Here is an 18,766-nt window from a genome sequence, read left to right as displayed (position 1 = left end):
ACGAGATGGCGAGCCATGGTTGAGGCAGACAGCGGTCCGAAGCGGCCCCGGGATCGCGCCCTGCGCGCACGCTCGGTCGTGGTCGCAGCGGCTGCGGCGCTGGCCCTGGCCAGCTGCGGCGCAGTGATGCCCGGCGGCGGTGGCAGCAGCAGCGGTGACGGTTCCCAGCCGACCAGCGCCAGCCCGGCGGCCGCGGGCAAGACCGTCAAGGTGGTCTTCATCGGCGTCGACCTGGACGAGGTCAAGAAGCAGACCAAGCTGGTCACGGCCTCGGTCGGCGACCCGAAGAAGCAGGTCGAGGCCCTCGAGAAGTGGGTCAACGACAACGGCGGGCTCGGTGGCCGCAAGCTCGACGCGGTCTTCCGCATGTACGACGCCCAGACCGACTCCCCGGCCTCGGAGGAGAAGCTCTGCAACCAGGTCGCCCAGGACGACAAGGCATTCGCCGTGGTGCTGACCGGTCAGTACCAGTCCAATGCCCGTCCTTGCTATGCGCAGCGCAAGACGCTGATGCTGGACGCCAGCCTGGTCTCGAACGACCAGGCGCTGTTCGATGAGCTGGCGCCGTATCTGTGGTCCCCGAGCTTCCCGGAGTACAACGCGTTCACCGCCTCCTACATCAAGGCGCTGTCGCAGGAGAAGTTCTTCGAGGGCCGCAAGAAGGTCGCGATCGTCGCCGCCGACACTCCGGTCAACCGGCGCACGGTTGGCAAGAAGGCCGTCCCGCAGCTCAAGAAGCTGGGCATCGACGCCGAGGTGGGCTGGGTCGACACCACCGACATCGGCACGATCTACCAGGGCTCGGAGCAGGCGGCCATCACCTTCGCCAGCGCAGGCATCGACCGCGTGATGTTCCTGGGTGGTTCACGGCTGGCGTCGATCTTCGCCACGATCGCGGGCTCCAAGCAGTTCAAGGCCACCTACGCGATCTCCAGTTTCGACAACCCGTCGTTCTTCCTGAACAACCCCGATACGGTTCCCGCCGACACGATGAACGGCATGGTGGGCATCGGCTTCCACCCGCCGCAGGACGTCGCGGACAGCGAGATGCCATTCCCCGGTGAGGGCGTCGAGAAGGAGTGCCTCGACATCTACGAGGCTGCCGGCATCACCTTCGAGACGCGTGAGGCGGCCCGTGTCGCGCTGCCGTACTGCGACTCGGTGCGGATGCTGAAGATGGGCGCCGACGGTGTCGACGGGCCGCTCACGGCCGAGGCCTGGAGCAAGGCCGTCGACGCCGACGGTGCAGGCTTCCAGACCGCCTCCGGCTTCGGCAACGCGCTGGGCGACGGCGGTCACGCCGCCGCCGGCAGCTACCGCGTGATGCGCTTCGCCGATGACTGCAACTGCTTCGTCTACGAGGGTGACGATGTCCCGTTCAGTGAGTGACCCCGCGGCTCCGGCCCTGCGCGTCGACGGCATCAGTGCGTCCTACGGACCGGTCCAGGTCCTGTTCGGTGCCAGCCTGACCGTCGAGCGCGGCGAGATGGTCGCGCTCCTGGGCCCCAACGGTGTCGGCAAGAGCACGACGCTGCGGGTCATCGGCGGACTGCTCAAGCCGGACGCCGGAACGGTCCACCTCGGTGGCGTCGACGCCACCAACTGGTCGCCGCGCAAGCGGGTCGAGGCGGGCCTCAGCCAGGTCATCGGCCAGTCGGCGTTCGGGTCGCTGAGCGTCGTGGACAACTTGAGGATGCACGGCTACGCGACCAAGGACAAGAAGTGGGTCGACGAGGCCGTCGAGGCCGCGCTGGCGATCTTCCCGCGGCTCAACTCCCGGCGCAACCAGCCCGCTTCCACCCTGTCGGGAGGAGAGCGGCAGATGCTGGCCCTCGCCAAGGCGATCGTCAACGACCCGGAGCTGCTGGTCATCGACGAGTTCTCGCTCGGCCTCGCGCCGGTGGTCGTCGGCGGACTGTGCGAGCTGGTGCGTCGGCTCAACGAGCGCGGCACCTCGGTGCTGGTGGTCGAGCAGTCGGTCAACGTCGCACTGTCGCTGGTGCATCGCGCCTATGTCATGGAGAAGGGTGAGATCATCGCTGAAGAATCTGCCGCCGTGCTCGCTGCCGACCCGGACCGCATCCGGACCCTCATGCTGGGTGGACACGCGGCGGTGACGGGATGAACGCGCTCCTGACCACGGCCACCTTCGCCGAGGCCCGCATCACGTGGGGCGGATTCGACTTCGGCGTGGACCGGCTGGTCCTCGGCCTGTTCGCCGGGTTGACCTACGGCCTGCTGGCCATCGGTCTGGTGCTGGTCTACCGGTCCAGCCGATTCGTCAACTTCGCGCACGGCTCGATCGGCGTGTTCGGCGCCTCGATGCTCGGTCTGCTGGCCGGCGACTGGGGCCTGCCGTACTGGGGTTCGTTCCTGGTGGCGATGGCCGTCGCCGCCGCGCTCGGTGGTGCGATCGAGTGGATCGTCATCCGCCGCCTCGCCGGCCGGCCGACGATGATCGGCATGATCGCGACGCTCGGTCTGTCGCAGTTCATCTTGATCTTCGCCCTCATCATCAACACCGACGGCGTCACCGGCTTCACGTTCCCACGCCCGCCGGGCCTGCCCGAGTTCTCCATCGGCTCGACCCAGATCTCCACGCCCCATGTCGCGATGGTGGTCCTCGGCCCGCTGCTGCTGCTCGGACTGGCCTGGTTCCTGCGTCACCACCGGGTCGGTGTCGCGATCCGTGCTGCCGCCGACGACAACGACGCTGCCTTGCTGGACGGCATCCCCGCCAAGCGGATGGCCACGCTCGCGTGGGCGATCGCCGGCGGTGTTGCCGCCTTCTCCGCGATCCTGGTGACGCCGACGACCGCTGGTCAGTCGATGGACACCCTCGGCCCGGACATGCTGCTCAAGGGACTGGCCGGCGCCGTCATCGCCCGGATGTCGTCCATCCCGATCGCGGTGGTCGCCTCGCTGGGCGTGGGTGTCCTGGAGCAGCTCCTGCTGTCCAACCCCGACACCCGCAACGTCGTGCCGCTCGCGCTCGGCATCATCATCGTGGTGGCGCTCCTGACCCAGCCGGCGCTGGGCCGCGCGGCCCGCGAGCGCGTCGGCTGGCAGCGCATCGCCATGCCGCCGCTGCCCCAGGAGTACCAGAGCCTCTGGGCGGTGCGCTGGTTCCCGCGGGTCATGGGCAGCGTGCTGCTGGCCGGATCGGTGGGCCTGGCCTACGCGATCAGCAATTCCACGGCCTCGGCGCTGGTCAACGTCATCGGCTTCGCGCTGGTCGGCCTCAGCGTCGGCCTGCTCACGGGTGTCTCCGGCCAGCTGTCCCTGGGTCAGTTCGCCTACGCCGGCATCGGGGCGGCCGTCTCGGTCCACACGGTCTCGTCGACCGGAAACTTCGTCCTCGGCGTCGGCGCCGGCATCCTCGCCGCAGCCCTCAGCTCGGCCCTGGTCGGCATCCCCGCGATGCGACTGCAGGGTCTCGCGCTGGCGGTGTCCACGCTGGCACTGGCGCTGGCCACCTCGGGCTGGTTGCTGAGGCTGGACAGCTTCCTGGGCTTCGGCGTGCAGCCCGCCAAGCCGACCATCTTCGGCTACGAGGTCGATCTCGCGGTCGACTACTACCTGTTCGCCCTGCTGATGCTCGCGCTGGCCATGTGGTTCGTCAACAACCTGCGCCGCAGTGGCTTCGGCCGCGCCCTGCAGGCCATCCGTGACAACGAGGACGCCGCCCGCGCCTTCACGGTGCGCAGCCGGATGCGCAAGCTGCAGATCTTCGCCCTGTCCGGCGCGGTCGCCGGCCTCGGTGGCGCCGTCATCGGCCACAGCCAGACGCAGCTGACGGTCAACTCGTTCCCGGCCAACGCCAGCATCGACGTCGTCGCCATCGCGGTCGTCGGCGGTCTGGCCCTCACCGGCGGGCCCGTCCTCGGCGCCCTGCTGATCGTCGGCATCCCGAGCCTGTGGTCGCTGGACCTCTACGGCCAGGCGACCTTGGCGATCGGTTGGCTGCTGGTCGTCGTCCTGATGAAGGACGGCCTCGGCGGCATGATCAACAAGTGCCGCGACTGGTGGGCCGACGGTGTGGCCCGTCGGGCCGGCATCGACGTGGAGCTGGCTCGCCTGGGGGCTGTCAACGAGGCGGTCTCACCGCTGGCCTGCGAGCTGCGGCTGGAGGGCCTGAGCACCCGTGCACCCTCCGAGCTGGAGGTCGACGGTGGCCCGGTGCTGGCCGTCAACGGCGTCACCCGTCGCTTCGGCGGTCTGGTGGCGGTCGACAACGTGAGCCTGGATGCCAAGCAGGGCGAGATCGTCGGCATCATCGGCCCCAACGGCGCCGGCAAGACGACACTGTTCGAGCTCGTCGCCGGTTTCACGGCCCCGAACGAAGGGCAGATCGTCTACGGCGGGCAGGACGTCACGCAGTCCACGCCGGAGCAGCGCGCCAAGGTCGGCCTCGTCCGGTCCTTCCAGGATGCGGCACTGTTCCCGACCCTCTCGGTGCACGAGACGCTGATGCTGGCGCAGGAGCGGGTCGATCCCTCCGGGCTCTGGGCAGCCTCGCTCGGCGGCCGGGTCGCCGAGCGGCGCAAGGCCGAGATGGCCGACGAGCTGTTGGAGCGCATGGCGCTGACGCCGTTCGCCCGTATGAGCATCGGCGAGCTCTCGACAGGCACCCGCCGCGTCGTCGAGCTGGCGTGCCTGCTGGCCCTCGAGCCCCGGGTGCTGCTGCTCGACGAGCCGTCGGCCGGTATCGCGCAGAGCGAGAGCGAGCCGCTGGGTGAGCTCCTGCTCGGGATCCGCCGCGAGCTCGGCACCACGATGGTGATCATCGAGCACGATCTCCCGCTGCTGTCGCACCTGTGCGACCGGATGATCGCCATGAACCTGGGCCGGGTCATCGCCGCCGGAACGCCCGACGAGGTGCGCGAGCACCCCGAGGTCGTCCGCTCCTACCTCGGAACCGACGAGAACGCCATCACCCGATCGGCCGTGCGCACCACCGCGGCCGCCGGCCTCACGACCGTCATCGACCCGTTCGACATCCCGCCACCGAAGTTTCCCTGAGCACGTCGCTCGACCAAGGAGAAATATGAGAATCACCACGAGACTCGCCAAGGTACTGGCGGGCGCGTCCGCGCTGTTCGTCGTCGCCATCATGGGGGCAGCACCGAGCTACGCGGCAGCGTCCATGGACGTCAGCGCGACGCAAGGCCTCAAGGACGGCCAGAAGATCACCATCAGCGGATCGGGGTTCACCCCCGGGCTGAAGCAGATCGCGGCGGGACAGTGCGTCGAGGGCTACACCGGCCCCGGTGACTGCAACCTGCAGGGCGGCGCGACCTTCCGCAATGCGGACGCGAAGGGCTCCATCGGCACCTTCACGATCGTGGTGAAGCAGAAGTTCGGCCCGCACGACTGCACGAAGGTCAAGTGCGTCATCGCGGCCGGCCCGCTCCCGACGGTCGCGGACGCCAAGACCGTCAAGGCCAACGAGGTCATCATGCCGATGACGTTCGGTGCCGCCGCCGAGGCGCCGGCCGCGGCCCCCGCAGCCGAGACCCCCGCAGCCGCGGCCCCCGCAACCGCGGCAGCCGATGCGCCTGCGGCAGCCTCCGAGCTGCCCAAGACCGGTGCCGGTGACGTCCTGGCGTACGCCGTGGTGGGCGCCGGGCTGTTCCTGCTCGTCGGTGCCGGCCTGCGGTTCGGCGTGCGCACCAAGGGCGGCATCGCATGAGCGCCCGGACCATCAGCTGGCGCCGACCGGCCGGTACGGCCCTCGCCGCCGCGGCGGTGGCGCTTGCCTCGGTGCCCCTCCTGACGACCCCGGCCCAGGCTGCTCCGGTCAAGTCGGCCAAGACCCTGAACTGCCAGACCGACGCCTTCCCGGCCTACGACTGGGCGATCGAGCTGGATGTGACGGCGGTGACCGACGGCACCGACACGGTGCTCACGATGCAGGCCAACAACCTGCCCGGAGTCGTACCCCTGGACGTGGCGAGCGCGAAGATGGCCGGAAGCATCGTGGCCGACGTCAACGGGACGAAGGTGACTCTCACGGGCACCAGCACGACTCCCATCAAGAAGTCCCAGCCGGTGCCGGTGCCGGCTGTCTCCGCCAAGCTGGCGGGCTCCGCCACGCCGCTCAAGGTCGAGGTGAAGCGACTTCAGTACGACACGACGGCTATCGGCGCGACGTTCCCGACGTTGTGCCCCACCGGCGGTGGCGAGACCTCCTGGCCCATTCCCAGCGTCACGGTCGACACGGTTCCGACGTTGCCCGGCGTGACACCGACACCCACTCCGACCCCCACACCCACTCCGACGGCCACCCCGGCGCCGACGCCCACGCCCACGCCGACCGAGTCGGGCGACAAGAAGGGCGTCGCGGCCAAGGGCACGGCGAAGTTCGCGTGCAAGCTGCAGACCCTGGGCAGCCCGTTCACCTACGACCCGACGGTGAGCATCAGCGGAATGCGCGCCACGGCCGATGACGACAAGGTCACGCTGAAGGCGTCCTTCTCGGAGATCCCCGGTCTCGCGCCGGTGCCGATCGACAACGGCGAGATGAAGATCAACGCCGAGGCCATGATCGGTGGCAAGAAGGTCTCCTTCGCCAGCACGTCGAAGGTCACCGTTCCGAAATACGGCAAGGTGCCGGTCCCGACGCTGACGTCGACCATCACCAGCTCCGAGTCCAAGATGGACGTCGAGATCACCGCATTCAAGTTCGACTTCGGCGAGATGTCGGGCCTCACGGTCTACTCCGACTGCACCGGCGGCGGCAAGCTCAGCGCCATGACGGTGGGCATCGGCAGCGTCGATGACGACTCCGACAGCGGCAGTGGCAGTGGCAGTGGCGGCAGCTCGAGTGGCTCCGGCGACTCCGGCGCGGCGCTGCCCAAGACAGGTGCTGCTGCACTCACGGTGATCGGTCTGTGGTCCAGCGCCTTCGTGCTGCTGGCCGTGGCCCTGTTCATGTTCCTGCCGGGCCGCACCCGTCGGACCGAGGCCTGACCCAGCGGCAGAACAGAACCTGCACGACGACCAGACCCTCCCTCGGCCGCGCGGCCGAGGGAGGGTCTTCGTCATGCTGCGCCCCGTACGCGAAAGACCCTCCCCGGCCGTGAGGCCAGGGAGGGTCCTGTTTCAGCCGAGAGAGCTCAGCGCAGTGCGGTCAGCGCCGGGTCGAAGGACTTCGAGGCACGGAAGCCGGTCGCTGCCAGTCGCTCCACCGAGATGGGGGAGGACGGGGAGGCGATCTCGTTGCGGTACTCCAGCGGCGGCAGACCCTGCTCGGCCGACAGGGTGTCGAACAGCCGGGCGTTGGTGGGGGGCACCTCGGCGTGGGTCAGGTTGAAGACCCCGCTCAGGTCGTTCTCGACGGCGTGAACGACCGCCGCGGCGGCGTCCTCGACGTGGAGGCGGTACAGCAGCGCCTCGCCCGAGAACGGCACGGAGCCACCCAGGTACTGGTGGGCCATCTTGACCTTCTCGGCGATCGGCGGATCGCCCTGCCCGAAGATGTCGCCACAGCGCAGGATCACGGCCCGGTCGCCGGCCTGGGAGTAGGTGCGCTCCATGGCCAGGAAGTTGCTGGGGCTGGGGTCTGCCGAGTCGGTCACGGGGGAGGACTCGTCGATCTGGTCGAGGTGGTTGGCGGCGTCGCCGTACACCGACAGCGACGACAACGACACCAGTCGGGTGTTCGGTCCGGCCGCTGCCACGACGTTCTCTGCGGTCGTCACCAGGACGTCGCGATAGGTCTTCGCCCTACCCTCCGGGGTCATCGATCCCTGGGCCGACGGACCCGCGGTGATGACGACGGCGTCCTTGTCCGCCACGGCGGCAGCGACGCTGTCGGCGTCCGAGCCGCGCAGCACGACGGCGCGTCCGAAGCGCTCCTTGAGGGTGATCACCTTCTCCTCGCTGGTGGCGGTCACCGTCACCTCGTGGCCGAGTGCGGCCAGCTCGGTGGCGGCCGCCGAGCCGACGAAGCCGGCTCCGATCACGAGTACCTTCATGTAGCGCTCCCATCGATAGATGCGATCTGGGCGAGACCCGCCCGGACCGCGACGAGCTCCTCGACGCGCTCGGCGCCCAGGAACCGCTTGGACAACTCATTCATCGGATCAAGTGTGTAGCCGTACGTGCGGACCGCGTGGTCACGGGCGCGCAGGGCGGCCCGCTCGGACTCGGGCACGGGCTGCGCCTCGGCGACCCACTGCAGCCAGGTGTCGACGCGCTCGTGCACGGCCGCCCGCAGCGTCTCCACGACGTCATCGGTGCGATCGGCGACGTACGAGTGGCCGGCCGGCGACAGGTAGGCACGCATGTACGTGCCGTGGCTGACCGACCAGGTGAACCGATCGTCGCCGCGCAGGGCCAGCCACGACTCGTTCTGCGACTCGTAGTACCGGTTGAGGTGGTCGATGTCGACCATCAGGTCACGCCGGGGCACCAGATCGGTGAAGAAGAAGACATTGGGGACCGTCCCGAACACGATGATCAGGTGCGGCACGTCGATGTGCGGGCCGAGCCACACCTGCAGGTTCATGTCCAGGATCGAGGCGCTGCGGTTGCCGATCCACGAGTGGACCAGCCACTCGGCGCCGTTGTCCGGATCCCCCACGAAGGTGTTGAGCGAGCCTTCGTAGCTGTTGTCGTCGGTGTTCCAGGCGCCGAGGCCCTCGCTGGAGGGGTGCGGCGAGACGGGCAGGACCGCCGTGATCTTGTCCTTGGCCTCGCTCAGGATCTCCCAGAACTGCTGCCACAGCGCGTGGCTGTCGACATCGGGAGCCTCGGCCAGGAACTCGGGGATTGTCTTGGTCTGACTGCTACTCGTCATGGCCAGAGCATAGCCATATATGATCTATTCTGACAGGAGGTCGCCATGATTGTCGTGGTCAGCCAGGCCCGTACGAAACCGGGGGAGCAGCACGCCCAGGCGTACATCGCCCTCAACGAGGAGTTCGGACGCTTCTTCCGCGACCATCCGGGCTTCCGTGGCCGGCGCCTGGTGCGCAGCCTGGACGATCCGCAGCACTTCACCCACCTCCGGTTCTTCGACGCGGTCGCCAGCTATGAGCAGTGCACCTCGGCCGAGGGCTATGTCGCGCACACCGAGGCGATGTACGAGCACCTCGAGCCCTACGACTCCTATCCGCGCGAGTACCTGGAGATCGTGATCGACGAGCCCGACCCGAGCGGTTCATGACGAGCTTCGTCCTGGTGCACGGCGCGTTCCGTGGGGGCTGGGCCTGGTCGCGGGTTCGCCCGCTGCTGGCCGCGGCGGGGCACGACGTCCATGCACCCAGCCTGATCGGCGCCGGCGAGCACGTCGGCAGGATCGCCGAGGTCACCGGACTGGACGTGTGGGTCGATCAGGTCACCGCGCTGATCGAGCTGGAGGATCTGAGCGATGTCGTCCTGGTCGGTCACAGCCAAGGTGGTCTGGTCACGACCGCAGTGGCGGCACGCGTCCCGGACCGGATCGCCGCGCTCGTGCACCTGGACGCAGCGGTCCCGGCACCCGGCGAGCGAGCCGTCGACATGTTGCCCGGCGCCGGGACCCCGCCACCTCGGGACGCCACCGTCCCCTCGCGCCCGGCGTCCACCGAGTCCGGCGAGTACGACGCGGCGACCGTCGCGTGGCTCAACGCCCGGCTCACGGTGAGCCCCGTGGCCCCCGCGCTCGACCCGGTGCCGGCGGTGCCATCGACCGTCCGGGAGACCTTCGTCTTCTGCGCCCGCACACCGGACGGATATCCCTCCGGCGCCACCCGCGCCAGGGTCGAGGCGCTGGGAGTGGAACCCATCCTGATCGCCGCCGGGCACGACGCCCCGCTCAGCGCGCCGGCCGAGGTGGCCCGGATCCTGCTCGCGCACTCCCCGACATCCCCCACGAAGGACAGCTCCCCATGACCGCTGAACCCCTACGACTGGCCCGATCTGCGCTCTACGTCCCCGGCGATGCGCCCGACAAGCTGCGCAGCGCCCTGGACCGGGGTGCCGACGAGCTGATCGTCGACCTGGAGGACGCGGTCCGTCCCGAGCGCAAGGACCTGGCCCGCGACATCGTTGCGATGTGGTTGGACGACCTGCCGACGTCGGATGTGGGCGTCTGGGTCCGGGTGAACCCGGGGGAGGCAGGGCTGGAGGACATCCGGGCCATCGGTGAGGCCGAAGGGTTCACCGGTGTGGTGCTGGCCAAGGCGGAGTCCGCGGCCGATGTCGAGGCCGCGTCCGCCGTGCTGGACGCGCTCGGCTCCGCGGCCCGGATCGTCCCGCTCCTCGAGAGCGGCGGCGCAATCCTCCGCGCGGCCGAGATCGCGGCAGCGCCCCGGGTCCACCGCCTGCAGGTGGGGGAGGCGGACCTGCGCGCAGATCTCGGTGTGACGCTCGGCCCCGACGAGCGTGAGCTCTTGTGGGTGCGCTCCCAGATCGTGGTCGTGTCGGCCGCCTCCGGCATCGCCCCGCCCATCGCCCCGGTCTCGACGGACTTCCGCGACCTGGCCGCGCTGCGTGCCTCCACCGAGGCGCTCGCCCGGATCGGCTTCGTCGGACGCGCCTGCATCCACCCGGCCCAGGTCGCGGTGGTCAACGAGGTGTTCACGCCCACGGCGGAAGCGGTCGCCGAGGCCGAGGAGATCCTGACTGCACTCGCTGCGGCCGGGTCCGGGGTCGCGGTCGACTCCCGCGGGCGCATGCTCGACGAGGCCGTCGCCCGGCAGGCACGCCTCGTGCTGGCCCGCGCCCACCGGTGACCTTCGTCCTGATTGTGCTGATTTAACAGCTCTGTTACGCAAAAGCCCCACAGGGTATTGGATATCGTATATTCTTCGGTGAGACCTAGGCCACAGTCCGGTGGCCGCCAAGGAGGAAATATGCGTTTTCGCAAACTTGCCGGGACCACAGCAGGGGCGTTGGTGCTCGGCGCGCTGAGCGTGCCGATGACCATGTCCGCGGCCCAGGCGGCCGACCCTCAGTCGGTGTCTTTCAACTGCACCTTCGGTCAGAACGGGTTCGTCTACACGTCGACCGTCGACCTCACGGCAAAGGCCGTGGCGGGTGGCACGGTGGCAGTCACTGCTGCGATGCAGGACATGCCCAATGCGGCACCTTCGTTCGTGAATCTCCCCAACCAGGACATCACGGCGACCCTCGGCACCGATCTGGGCGATCTGAAGGGCTCGCGCACCGGGGACTTCAAGGGCGGTACGCCGATCGTCATCCCCGCGCTGAGCGGATCTGTCACCGCTTCGGGAAGCACGCTGTCTCTCAAGGTCGAGGACTTCGCGTTGGCGGTGGGTGCTTCGACGAACATCCCGTGCACCCCCACCGCCCCGGTGACACTGACCGTGCCGATCACGCCGTTGCCCTCGAAGGCGCTGTCGTTCACGTGCTCGACCTTCGGCACGAGCTACGCATACAACACCGACCTCGCGCTGACCGCCCAGGCCAAGGCCGACGGCAAGATCGCCGTTGCGGCGAGCATGGACGACATGCCCAACACGGCGCCTGCGGCCATCGCCCTGCCGAACCAGAAGTTCGACGCGACCCTGGTGACCGATCTCGGCACCCTGGCCGGCACTCGCACTGGCGACTTCAAGGGTGGGGTTGCGCTTCCGATCCCGGCGCTCGCCGCGTCGATGGCCGGAACGGGCAGCACCATGACCGTCGCGGTCAAGAGCTTCAAGCTCAACGTGCCGGACGCCAACGTGGCCATTGACTGCACCCTGCCGGCTGACAAGTCGTTCACGGTCAACATCACGCCGATGTCGAAGGCTTGCGCGGACGCCGTCGCGGCCCTGCCCGGAGCCCAGTCCAGTCACTCGACGGCCGTGAACGCCGCGGCTGCTGAGGCCGGCAAGATTGCCCCGGCCAACGCAGCGGTCGCTGCGGCAACCAAGGCGCTCAAGAAGGCCGACTCGTCGGTGAAGAAGGCCAACAAGGCCGTCAAGAAGGCCAACAAGGCCGTCAAGAAAGCCAAGGGCAAGGCCAAGAAGGCCAAGGCCAAGAAGAACGTGACCAAGAAGAAGAAGGCGGTCACCAAGGCCAAGAAGGCCCAGAAGAAGGCCAAGGCGAAGGTCGCTGCGGCGAAGGCGCAGCTCGCGGCGGCTCAGAACAGCTCGGCGGCTGCCAACAACAACGCGGCCTCGGCCGCTGCGGCTGTCACCGCACTGCAGAACACGATCAAGAACTGCTGATCGACTGAACAAGACAGTGCCCCGGTCCTCCTCGGAGGGCCGGGGCACTGGTCTGTGCGGTGGGGTGTCATAGGCCGTAGCGGCCCAGGACGTCATGCTTCTTGGCGTAGCCCGGGGTCATGAACCGCTTGGTGATCTTGCCCGTCGTGAGCCACGCGATCGCGTCGCCGTTCTTGGTGCTCGACAGCATCCGATCGACCAGCACGGGGGCTACGTCCTCGGCGTGGTCGGCCAGGATGTTGAGCATCTTGCGCTGGCTGGCGACCTGGTCGGGCGCCGTGGCGGCCTCGCGGCGCCAGCCGTCGGTGATCAGGATGCCGGGGCGGACCTGGCCGACCCGAACCCCGGTGCCCTTGACCTCCTTGACCAAGGCGGCCGTGAACATGTCGAGGCCGCGCTTGGTGGCGCCGTAGACCCCCATGTTGGGGCGGATCTTGCCGTCGCTGCCACCGCCGAGCACGTTGAAGACCTGGCCGGAGCCCTGGGCGATCATGCCGCGGACGGCGACCTGGGAGCCGAAGATCGTCCCGTACATGTTCGTCGTCACCATCGCGCGGACGTCCTGGGGGGAGGTCTCGATGATCGGCGCGGTGGTGTGCGCGACGCCGGCGTTGTTGATCCACAGGTCGATCGTGCCCAGCTTGGCCGCAGCGTGGTCCCACAGGGCGGCGACCGCGTCGGGGTCGGTCACGTCCAGTGCGTGCCCGATCACGCGTCCGGTGCCGGGCCCGGACGTCAGCGTGGTGACCGCGGAGTCCACCGCCTCGGCGGTCCGGCCGGTGATCACCACCGAGTGGCCCAGGCGGCGGAACTCGCGGGCCAGGGCGAACCCGACCCCCTTGGTGCTTCCGGTGATGACGACGTTCTTCATGACAGCTCCCTTGGATTCATGACGGCGTGTGCGTCACGGTGACGACGACCTTGCCGCGGTTGCGGCCGGACATCAGGTGGGCGAAGGCGGTGCCGGCCTGCTCGAGACCGTCGTAGCGGTCCTCGGGGGCGGTCACGGTGCCCTCGACGAGAAGTCGCCCGACTCGCTCGACGTGCTCGGCAGCGAGATCCGCGTGGTCGTACACGACCATCCCGTAGGTGGTCGCCCGGGCAGCCATCAAGGCGCCGGCGCGGATGCGGGTCGGTGCGGCGCCGTTGGACTGGTCGATCAGACCGGTCAGGGACACCCGGGCGCCGATGGCCAGCTGCTCGACGACGCCGTCGAGGGTCTCCTGGTCGCCCATGTGCAGGTAGGCGTCGATCCGGTCGGGGCAGGCGGCGCGCAGCGCGTCCAACCAGCCGTCGCGGCCTCGGACGACGGCGACCTCGTAACCCAGTTCCAGCGCGAGCTCGGCCTTGTCGTCGGATCCGACGATCGCGACGGTGCGCGCCCCGGCCAGCTTGCTCAGCTGCCCGGCGAGTGCCCCGACGCCGCCGGTGGCCGACGAGATGACGACGGTCTCGCCCGGACGGGGGCGCAGGTGTCGCTCGACGGCGGCGTACGCGGTCAGGCCCGGCATGCCGAGGACGCCGAGGGCGGCCGAGGGGGAGACCCCGTCGGGCACCGAGACCGGACGTGCCTGGTCGGCCGCCACGACGGCGTGTGCTCGCCAGCCGGTCTCGGCGAGCACCCTGGCCCCGACGGGGAGGCCGGGGGAACCCGACTCGATCACGACGCCGACCGAGCGTCCCGGCATCACGTCGCCGGGTCCGACCGGCGGATCGTCCAGGTGGCCGGCGGTCAGCAGCGAGCGCAGGTAGGGGTCCAGCGACAGCACCTCGATGCGGACCAGCACCTCGCCGTCGCCGGGCCGGGCAACAGGCGCCTCGACGAGGCGGAAGTCCTCGGCGGCCGGAATTCCGGCGGGAATCGCGGCGACGGCCACCGCGGCGGTGCTCTCGATCAACGACACAGTCATGGCGATATAATATATGAATGTCGTCCTCGATCTATGGTCCTTTGATCTCGGTCTCTGATGCAGAACCCCACCGGGCGCTGCTCGCCGAGGTCTTCGGCATGACCGCAGACGGCACGGGCTCGCTGCCCCCCGAAGACGTCTCGGGACTGTTCGGGGTGGCAGCGGGCGCAGAGCTCACCGTGATGGGCACGCCGGGCGTGGACGCGGGCGCGGTGCTGTGCCGTTTCGACGCCGAGGGTCCCGTCGCCGCCCCGATCCGCGACGAGCGGACCCGGATCCACCGGGACGCCTTCCGGGTCATCGACTTCTACGCCCCGGACTTCGTGGCCGCGGTGCAGCACGCCCGGGATGCCGGCTTCCCCATGGCGACCTCGGAGGCCTCGTACGAGCTGGCCGAGGGCAGCTTCCGCGAGGCCCACCACGGCGGCGCCGACGGCGTGGTCACCGCACTGCTCAGTGGTCCCGCGGACTTCTTCACCGACTTCGCGCAGGTGCGCGACCGCATCGTGAGCGAGCCGGTCAGCATCTCGCTGCCGCTCAGCGACGCGGCGCCGACCATCGACTGGTACGCGGACGTGTTCGGCTGGGGAGTCGTCTACACCTACGACTTCGTGGATGCGTCCTTCTCCGAGCTGATGCAGGTCGATCACGAGCTGCGGGTGCGCTCGAGCACCGTCGGTCCCAGCCGGCAGCAGACCTACGTCAACATCGTCGACTACGGGCTCACGGCCGACCAGGCCGGATCGCTGCACGGACAGGCCGTGGCGCCGCGCCGCGGCGTGCTGGGTCTGGTCGTGCTGACCGATGATCTCGACGACGTCATCAGCCGGGCCGGCACGAGTGCCGGCCCGGCCGTGACGATCGACCTGGCCCCGTTCGGGCGCTGCCGGACCAGCGTGCTGGTGCCGCCCTGCGCGACACCGCACCTGGTCATCGAACGGTGTTGATCAGCTCGACGCGGGACGCGACAAGAAGATGCCGGCCGGCTCGTCGTCGGTGACGACGCCGTCGGTCATGATCTGGCGGCCGCGCAGGAACGTGTCGGTCACCTGGGCGGTGAGCTTCGCGCCCTCGAACGGCGTGTACTCCTGGGTCGAGAGGGAGTCCTCGGCCCGCACGGTCCACGGCCGGTCGACGTCGACCAGTGCGAGGTCGGCGTCGAGGCCGACGCTGATGGCTCCCTTGCGGGCACCCAGGCCGTAGCGACGGGCCGGGTTGGTCGCGGTGAGCTCGGCGATCCGGCCGAACGGCAGACCGCGCTTGCCGCCCTCGCTGATCATGCCCGCCAGCAGGTACTCGGCCCCACCGAAGCCCGACTTGGCCAGGAACACGTCGTCCTTGGGATCGCCGAACTTCAGCTCCTCCTTGCAGCATGCGTGGTCCGAGACGACCCAGTCGATCTTGCCGTCGAGCAGGTAGCCCCACAGCGCCTCGACGTCCTCACGGGGACGCAGCGGCGGGTTGACCTTGCCGCCGATCCCGTGGGCGGTGTCGCAGTCGGCCAGCAGGTGGCCCACGGTGACCTCGCGGCGGAAGTCGATGTGCGGGAACGCCGCGGCCATCGTCAGCGCGGCCTCGACGGCCTTGCGACTGGTCAGGTGCAGCAGGTTGATCGTCGGCAGCTGCGTCTCGTGTGCCAGGTAGGACGCGATGGTGACCGCAAGGCCCTCCGAGTGCGGCGGACGCGACGCCGAGTACGCCGGCAGGCCGCTGAGCGAGCCGTCCTCCTCGACGATCTTGGTGTAGGCCGCCATGATCTCGGCGGTCTCGCAGTGCAGCGACAGCGAGATCTGGTCGGCGATCTCGGGGTTCTCCTCGCGAGCCTTCTGGATGCCGCGCATCACGAACTCGAAGTGCGCGTAGTCGTAGCGCTCGCCCTCGGGCGTCATCAGGAAGGACGACTGGTCGGTGCTGCGACCGTGCAGCCCGTGGCTGCCGTAGAACATGAACACCTTGAACGAGGTGACGCCGTGGTCGGCCACCAGCGACGGGATCTCCTCGATGTGCTCCTTGCTCATCGGGGCCAGGTGGTAGCAGTAGTCGATCATCGCGTTGCCGGCCGTCTGCTCCAGCACCTCGGGGAAGAAGTCGGCGTACGGGCCGCCCTTGTTCAGGTAGTACTGGCCGGTGCGCATGTACGACAGCGAGGTCGTCACGCCGCCCTGCGCCGAGGCGCGGGACTCGGTGCGAGCGTCGATCGGCAGCGGGTTGTAGATGCCCCAGTGCTGGTGCGCGTCGACGACGCCGGGAAAGGCGGTCTTGCCGCCGGCGTCGACGACCCGGTCGGCCGACTCGGCCGGGATGCCGGCCTCGATCCGCGCGAACCGACCGTCCTTGACGGCGATGTCGACGGTCTGGGGCTCGTCGTGCCCGGGCAGGACGGCCCGGACGTTGGTGATCAGGACGTCGAAGTCGCTCACTGGGACTCTCCTTGGTGGGTGATGGTCGACAGCGGCCGAAGGACCGATGCCAGGTCAGGTGCCAGGTGCAGGGCGAGCACGTCGTCGCTGACCTGGGCGGCGACGTCGTCGCCGACACGACCCGCGACGTTGTCGCGGAACTTGGTGGCGAGCTCGTCGTCGGTGAGGGGGCGGGCCGGCCCGCCGCGGTTGGCCAGCACCTCCTCGACGAGGACCTCGCCCGACGTCGTGGTCACCGTGACCACCGCCGGGAACTGGAAGGGGTAGATCTCGTCGCAGACCTCGTGGGCGACGACGCTGACCTTGGCCATCAGGGCCCGGCGCGCCGGGTCCTGGGCGAGCTCGTCGCTGTAGTCGTCCAGACCGGTGCCCAGCCCGCCGCCACCGAACAGGCCGGCGGCGAAGGCGTAGGGACCCGAGAACTGGGCCTGGTACCCGGTCTCGGGTGCGCGCTTGACCTCGATCGGCTCGCCGATGGTGCGCACCGTCGACCCGGCGACACCGACGACGACCTCGGCCACCTGCTCGGGCGTGAGCCCACGCTCGCGCAGGGCGCGGCCCGCGTCCACGGTGGTGTGGGTGAAGTGGTTGGCCGGGTAGGGCTTGAAGAAGATGCCCGGCACCGACCACTCGGTGCCCAGGCCGTCGGTGACGGCCTCGGGAAAGAACTGTCCGTGCAGCCACGCCTGGAAGAAGCCGAACCGCCCCTCCAGCACGGTCGGCGGTCCGGTGAAGCCGCGCCGGACCAGCTGTGCGGCGGTGACGCCGGCCTGCGCGGCCAGGCCGCAGTGCAGACGCTTGACCGTCCCGCCGGTCCGGTTGGCCTCGATGACCCCCGACGCCATCGACGCGGTCAGTCCGAGCACATCGGTGATGCCCTGCTCGTCCAGCCCGTAGACCACCGCGGCGGCCACCGCCGAGCCCATCGCGCCGGTGATCGAGGTGGCGTGCTGCCCGTGCTCGAAGAACACCGAGTTGCCGAGCTCTGAGTCGTAGCCGGCCATGCCGAGCCGGACCGCGACCTCGAGCCCGACGGCGATCGCGCGGACGGTCAGCTCGCCGGAGGCACCCGCATGCTCCGCCGCGGCCAGTGCGGCCGGCACCACCGATGCGCTGGGGTGCAGCACCGAGGGCAGGTGGGTGTCGTCGTAGTCCAGGGAGTGGGCGAGCACGCCGTTGGCGAAGGCGGCCTGGGCCGCCGTGACGCGGGTGGGCTCGCCGATGATCGTTGCCTGCTCGTGGCCGCCCTGGTCCAGCACGTGGCCGATCGCGGCGGCGCTGGTCGGCAGCCGGTGGGCCGCGACGCACAGGCCAAGCACGTCGAGGGTCCGCTGGCCGACCGAGGTGACGACCTCGGCGGGGACGCCGTGGGTCGCCGCATCGACTGCGAAGGCAGCCAGCTGCTGGGACAGGGTGCGCTCGCTCTCGGTCACGCCCCGACCACCGCCAGCGGGCGGACCGGCGAACCGGTCGCGCCGAACAGCGGCAAGGGGGACAGGACGAACAAGAACTCGTGGACGCCTGCGGCGGCGATGCCCTCCAGGTCCAGGGCCTCGATGATGTAGATGCCGCTCTCGACCAGGAGCACGCGGTGGGCCGGCAGCAGGCCGTGACCGGCGCCGGGAGCCAGCCGCTCGAAGGCGATGGTGTCGGCGCCGGCGGCGTGGACGTCCTGACCGGCCAGCCAGGTGGCCCCGGCCTCGCCGACGCCCGGCACGCCGGTGCTCAGGCCGCGGTAGGTGTCGCCGTCGCCGGCGTCGAAGTGCTGGCCCCAGCCGGAGCGGATCAGCACGACGTCGCCGGCCTGGATCCGGGTGCCCTGGGCGGACAGCGTGGCCTCGAGGTGGTCGACGGTGATCTCCTGGCCGGCCTCCAGTCGTTCCACGCCCAGTGCCGCCGGCACGTCGAGCAGGACGCCGCGACGCAGCATCGGCTCGATCGTGTGGACGCCGAGCCGCGCGTAACGGCCGCCCTCGAGCGCGTCCGCGGCGTCGAGGTCGCCGTACAGCTTGCCGTCCTGCGACACGTGGGCGAGCGCATCGATGTGGGTGCCGACGTGGGTGCCCATCGAGATCATGTCGTTGGCCGCGGAGCCGCCGTCGGCGCGGACCATGTCACCGTGCCGGCGGGGCAGCGAGTGCCAGTAGGCCGGGTGGTTGGGCGACTGCGGCATGCCGACGGTCAGCAGCCGGCCGAGGTCGTGCACCTGGAGGCCGGCGGAGACGGCGTCGAGCAGCTGGGAGGTGGTCTGGTTGAGCGTGTCGGGCATGGA

17 protein-coding genes are annotated in these 18,766 nt (G+C 69.7%); 10 read left to right on the top strand and 7 right to left on the bottom strand.

The genetic code is table 11. From position 1 onward, the window contains the following. Window positions 1-15 precede the first annotated feature (15 nt). Genes NQV15_RS12305 through NQV15_RS12285 form a run of 5 tightly spaced genes read left to right on the top strand, consistent with a single transcriptional unit; the run spans window position 16 to window position 6,972 of the window. Window positions 16-1,389 carry an ABC transporter substrate-binding protein gene (locus NQV15_RS12305; RefSeq protein ID WP_232400171.1) on the top strand — a complete coding sequence of 458 codons (1,374 nt, stop codon included), beginning with the start codon at window positions 16-18 and terminating at the stop codon, window positions 1,387-1,389. Beyond that, window positions 1,370-2,125, top strand: a complete 756-nt coding sequence (locus NQV15_RS12300) for an ABC transporter ATP-binding protein (RefSeq protein ID WP_232400170.1) — start codon at window positions 1,370-1,372, stop codon at window positions 2,123-2,125. Before NQV15_RS12305 ends, NQV15_RS12300 begins: the two co-directional genes overlap by 20 nt. Continuing rightward, on the top strand, window positions 2,122-5,022 hold the full coding sequence (locus tag NQV15_RS12295; RefSeq protein ID WP_232400169.1) for an ABC transporter permease subunit: 2,901 nt from the start codon (window positions 2,122-2,124) through the stop codon (window positions 5,020-5,022). The genes NQV15_RS12300 and NQV15_RS12295 overlap by 4 nt, the downstream gene beginning before the upstream one ends. A gap of 25 nt (window positions 5,023-5,047) precedes the next feature. Then, window positions 5,048-5,692, top strand: coding sequence for a neocarzinostatin apoprotein domain-containing protein (locus tag NQV15_RS12290; RefSeq protein ID WP_232400168.1), 645 nt, complete (start codon window positions 5,048-5,050; stop codon window positions 5,690-5,692). Further along, window positions 5,689-6,972 carry a hypothetical protein gene (locus NQV15_RS12285; protein ID WP_232400167.1) on the top strand — a complete coding sequence of 428 codons (1,284 nt, stop codon included), beginning with the start codon at window positions 5,689-5,691 and terminating at the stop codon, window positions 6,970-6,972. Before NQV15_RS12290 ends, NQV15_RS12285 begins: the two co-directional genes overlap by 4 nt. Before the next feature lie 146 nt (window positions 6,973-7,118). Here the strand turns inward: NQV15_RS12285 and NQV15_RS12280 are convergent, their stop codons facing one another. Both NQV15_RS12280 and NQV15_RS12275 read right to left on the bottom strand, forming a co-directional pair. After that, a complete protein-coding gene (locus NQV15_RS12280; RefSeq protein WP_232400166.1) occupies window positions 7,119-7,979 on the bottom strand; it encodes an NAD-dependent epimerase/dehydratase family protein in 861 nt (286 codons plus the stop codon). Continuing rightward, the gene (locus tag NQV15_RS12275) at window positions 7,976-8,803 is read right to left on the bottom strand and encodes a hypothetical protein (RefSeq protein WP_232400165.1); all 828 of its coding nucleotides are present in this window, start codon (window positions 8,801-8,803) and stop codon (window positions 7,976-7,978) included. The genes NQV15_RS12280 and NQV15_RS12275 overlap by 4 nt, the downstream gene beginning before the upstream one ends. A 45-nt stretch (window positions 8,804-8,848) precedes the next feature. On the opposite strand from NQV15_RS12275, the gene NQV15_RS12270 reads away from it, so the two are divergent. From NQV15_RS12270 to NQV15_RS12255, 4 genes are all read left to right on the top strand, one after another. Continuing rightward, window positions 8,849-9,172, top strand: coding sequence for an antibiotic biosynthesis monooxygenase family protein (locus NQV15_RS12270; RefSeq protein WP_232400164.1), 324 nt, complete (start codon window positions 8,849-8,851; stop codon window positions 9,170-9,172). After that, complete coding sequence (locus NQV15_RS12265) at window positions 9,169-9,879, top strand: alpha/beta fold hydrolase (RefSeq protein ID WP_232400163.1); 711 nt, start codon at window positions 9,169-9,171, stop codon at window positions 9,877-9,879. The genes NQV15_RS12270 and NQV15_RS12265 overlap by 4 nt, the downstream gene beginning before the upstream one ends. Further along, the gene (locus NQV15_RS12260) at window positions 9,876-10,721 is read left to right on the top strand and encodes an HpcH/HpaI aldolase/citrate lyase family protein (RefSeq protein ID WP_232400162.1); all 846 of its coding nucleotides are present in this window, start codon (window positions 9,876-9,878) and stop codon (window positions 10,719-10,721) included. Before NQV15_RS12265 ends, NQV15_RS12260 begins: the two co-directional genes overlap by 4 nt. Window positions 10,722-10,841: 120 nt before the next feature. Continuing rightward, window positions 10,842-12,164: a hypothetical protein gene (locus NQV15_RS12255; RefSeq protein ID WP_232400161.1), complete on the top strand. Its 1,323-nt coding sequence runs from the start codon at window positions 10,842-10,844 to the stop codon at window positions 12,162-12,164. 67 nt (window positions 12,165-12,231) lie between these two features. Here the strand turns inward: NQV15_RS12255 and NQV15_RS12250 are convergent, their stop codons facing one another. Both NQV15_RS12250 and NQV15_RS12245 read right to left on the bottom strand, forming a co-directional pair. After that, window positions 12,232-13,035, bottom strand: a complete 804-nt coding sequence (locus NQV15_RS12250) for an SDR family oxidoreductase (RefSeq protein ID WP_232400160.1) — start codon at window positions 13,033-13,035, stop codon at window positions 12,232-12,234. A 16-nt stretch (window positions 13,036-13,051) separates the two neighbouring features. Further along, the gene (locus NQV15_RS12245; RefSeq protein ID WP_232400159.1) at window positions 13,052-14,074 is read right to left on the bottom strand and encodes an MDR family NADP-dependent oxidoreductase; all 1,023 of its coding nucleotides are present in this window, start codon (window positions 14,072-14,074) and stop codon (window positions 13,052-13,054) included. A 17-nt stretch (window positions 14,075-14,091) separates the two neighbouring features. Between NQV15_RS12245 and NQV15_RS12240 the strand changes: the two genes are divergently transcribed. Beyond that, window positions 14,092-15,021: a hypothetical protein gene (locus NQV15_RS12240; protein ID WP_232400158.1), complete on the top strand. Its 930-nt coding sequence runs from the start codon at window positions 14,092-14,094 to the stop codon at window positions 15,019-15,021. On the opposite strand, the gene NQV15_RS12235 is transcribed toward NQV15_RS12240, so the two are convergent. The 3 genes from NQV15_RS12235 to NQV15_RS12225 are packed head-to-tail and all read right to left on the bottom strand — an operon-like array spanning window position 15,022 to window position 18,763. After that, complete coding sequence (locus tag NQV15_RS12235) at window positions 15,022-16,494, bottom strand: dihydroorotase (protein WP_232400157.1); 1,473 nt, start codon at window positions 16,492-16,494, stop codon at window positions 15,022-15,024. Beyond that, window positions 16,491-17,927, bottom strand: a complete 1,437-nt coding sequence (locus tag NQV15_RS12230; protein ID WP_232400156.1) for an MmgE/PrpD family protein — start codon at window positions 17,925-17,927, stop codon at window positions 16,491-16,493. Before NQV15_RS12230 ends, NQV15_RS12235 begins: the two co-directional genes overlap by 4 nt. After that, a complete protein-coding gene (locus tag NQV15_RS12225) occupies window positions 17,924-18,763 on the bottom strand; it encodes a cyclase family protein (protein ID WP_232400155.1) in 840 nt (279 codons plus the stop codon). The genes NQV15_RS12230 and NQV15_RS12225 overlap by 4 nt, the downstream gene beginning before the upstream one ends. Window positions 18,764-18,766 lie beyond the last annotated feature (3 nt).

The organism is Aeromicrobium wangtongii, assembly GCF_024584515.1.
Classification (GTDB): domain Bacteria; phylum Actinomycetota; class Actinomycetes; order Propionibacteriales; family Nocardioidaceae; genus Aeromicrobium; species Aeromicrobium wangtongii.
Note: the sequence above shows the minus strand (reverse complement) of the source record. Positions and strands in the feature narration are given on the sequence as shown.

Bases quoted from the DNA above. Each gene is read 5' to 3' on its own strand.
- NQV15_RS12275 (WP_232400165.1), bottom strand. From the start codon at position 8,803: ATGACGAGTAGCAGTCAGACCAAGACAATCCCCGAGTTCCTGGCCGAG.
- NQV15_RS12260 (WP_232400162.1), top strand. From the start codon at position 9,876: ATGACCGCTGAACCCCTACGACTGGCCCGATCTGCGCTCTACGTCCCC.
- NQV15_RS12270 (WP_232400164.1), top strand. From the start codon at position 8,849: ATGATTGTCGTGGTCAGCCAGGCCCGTACGAAACCGGGGGAGCAGCAC.
- NQV15_RS12305 (WP_232400171.1), top strand. From the start codon at position 16: ATGGTTGAGGCAGACAGCGGTCCGAAGCGGCCCCGGGATCGCGCCCTG.
- NQV15_RS12250 (WP_232400160.1), bottom strand. From the start codon at position 13,035: ATGAAGAACGTCGTCATCACCGGAAGCACCAAGGGGGTCGGGTTCGCC.
- NQV15_RS12255 (WP_232400161.1), top strand. From the start codon at position 10,842: ATGCGTTTTCGCAAACTTGCCGGGACCACAGCAGGGGCGTTGGTGCTC.
- NQV15_RS12300 (WP_232400170.1), top strand. From the start codon at position 1,370: ATGTCCCGTTCAGTGAGTGACCCCGCGGCTCCGGCCCTGCGCGTCGAC.
- NQV15_RS12285 (WP_232400167.1), top strand. From the start codon at position 5,689: ATGAGCGCCCGGACCATCAGCTGGCGCCGACCGGCCGGTACGGCCCTC.
- NQV15_RS12290 (WP_232400168.1), top strand. From the start codon at position 5,048: ATGAGAATCACCACGAGACTCGCCAAGGTACTGGCGGGCGCGTCCGCG.
- NQV15_RS12240 (WP_232400158.1), top strand. From the start codon at position 14,092: ATGTCGTCCTCGATCTATGGTCCTTTGATCTCGGTCTCTGATGCAGAA.
- NQV15_RS12245 (WP_232400159.1), bottom strand. From the start codon at position 14,074: ATGACTGTGTCGTTGATCGAGAGCACCGCCGCGGTGGCCGTCGCCGCG.
- NQV15_RS12280 (WP_232400166.1), bottom strand. From the start codon at position 7,979: ATGAAGGTACTCGTGATCGGAGCCGGCTTCGTCGGCTCGGCGGCCGCC.
- NQV15_RS12225 (WP_232400155.1), bottom strand. From the start codon at position 18,763: ATGCCCGACACGCTCAACCAGACCACCTCCCAGCTGCTCGACGCCGTC.
- NQV15_RS12295 (WP_232400169.1), top strand. From the start codon at position 2,122: ATGAACGCGCTCCTGACCACGGCCACCTTCGCCGAGGCCCGCATCACG.
- NQV15_RS12265 (WP_232400163.1), top strand. From the start codon at position 9,169: ATGACGAGCTTCGTCCTGGTGCACGGCGCGTTCCGTGGGGGCTGGGCC.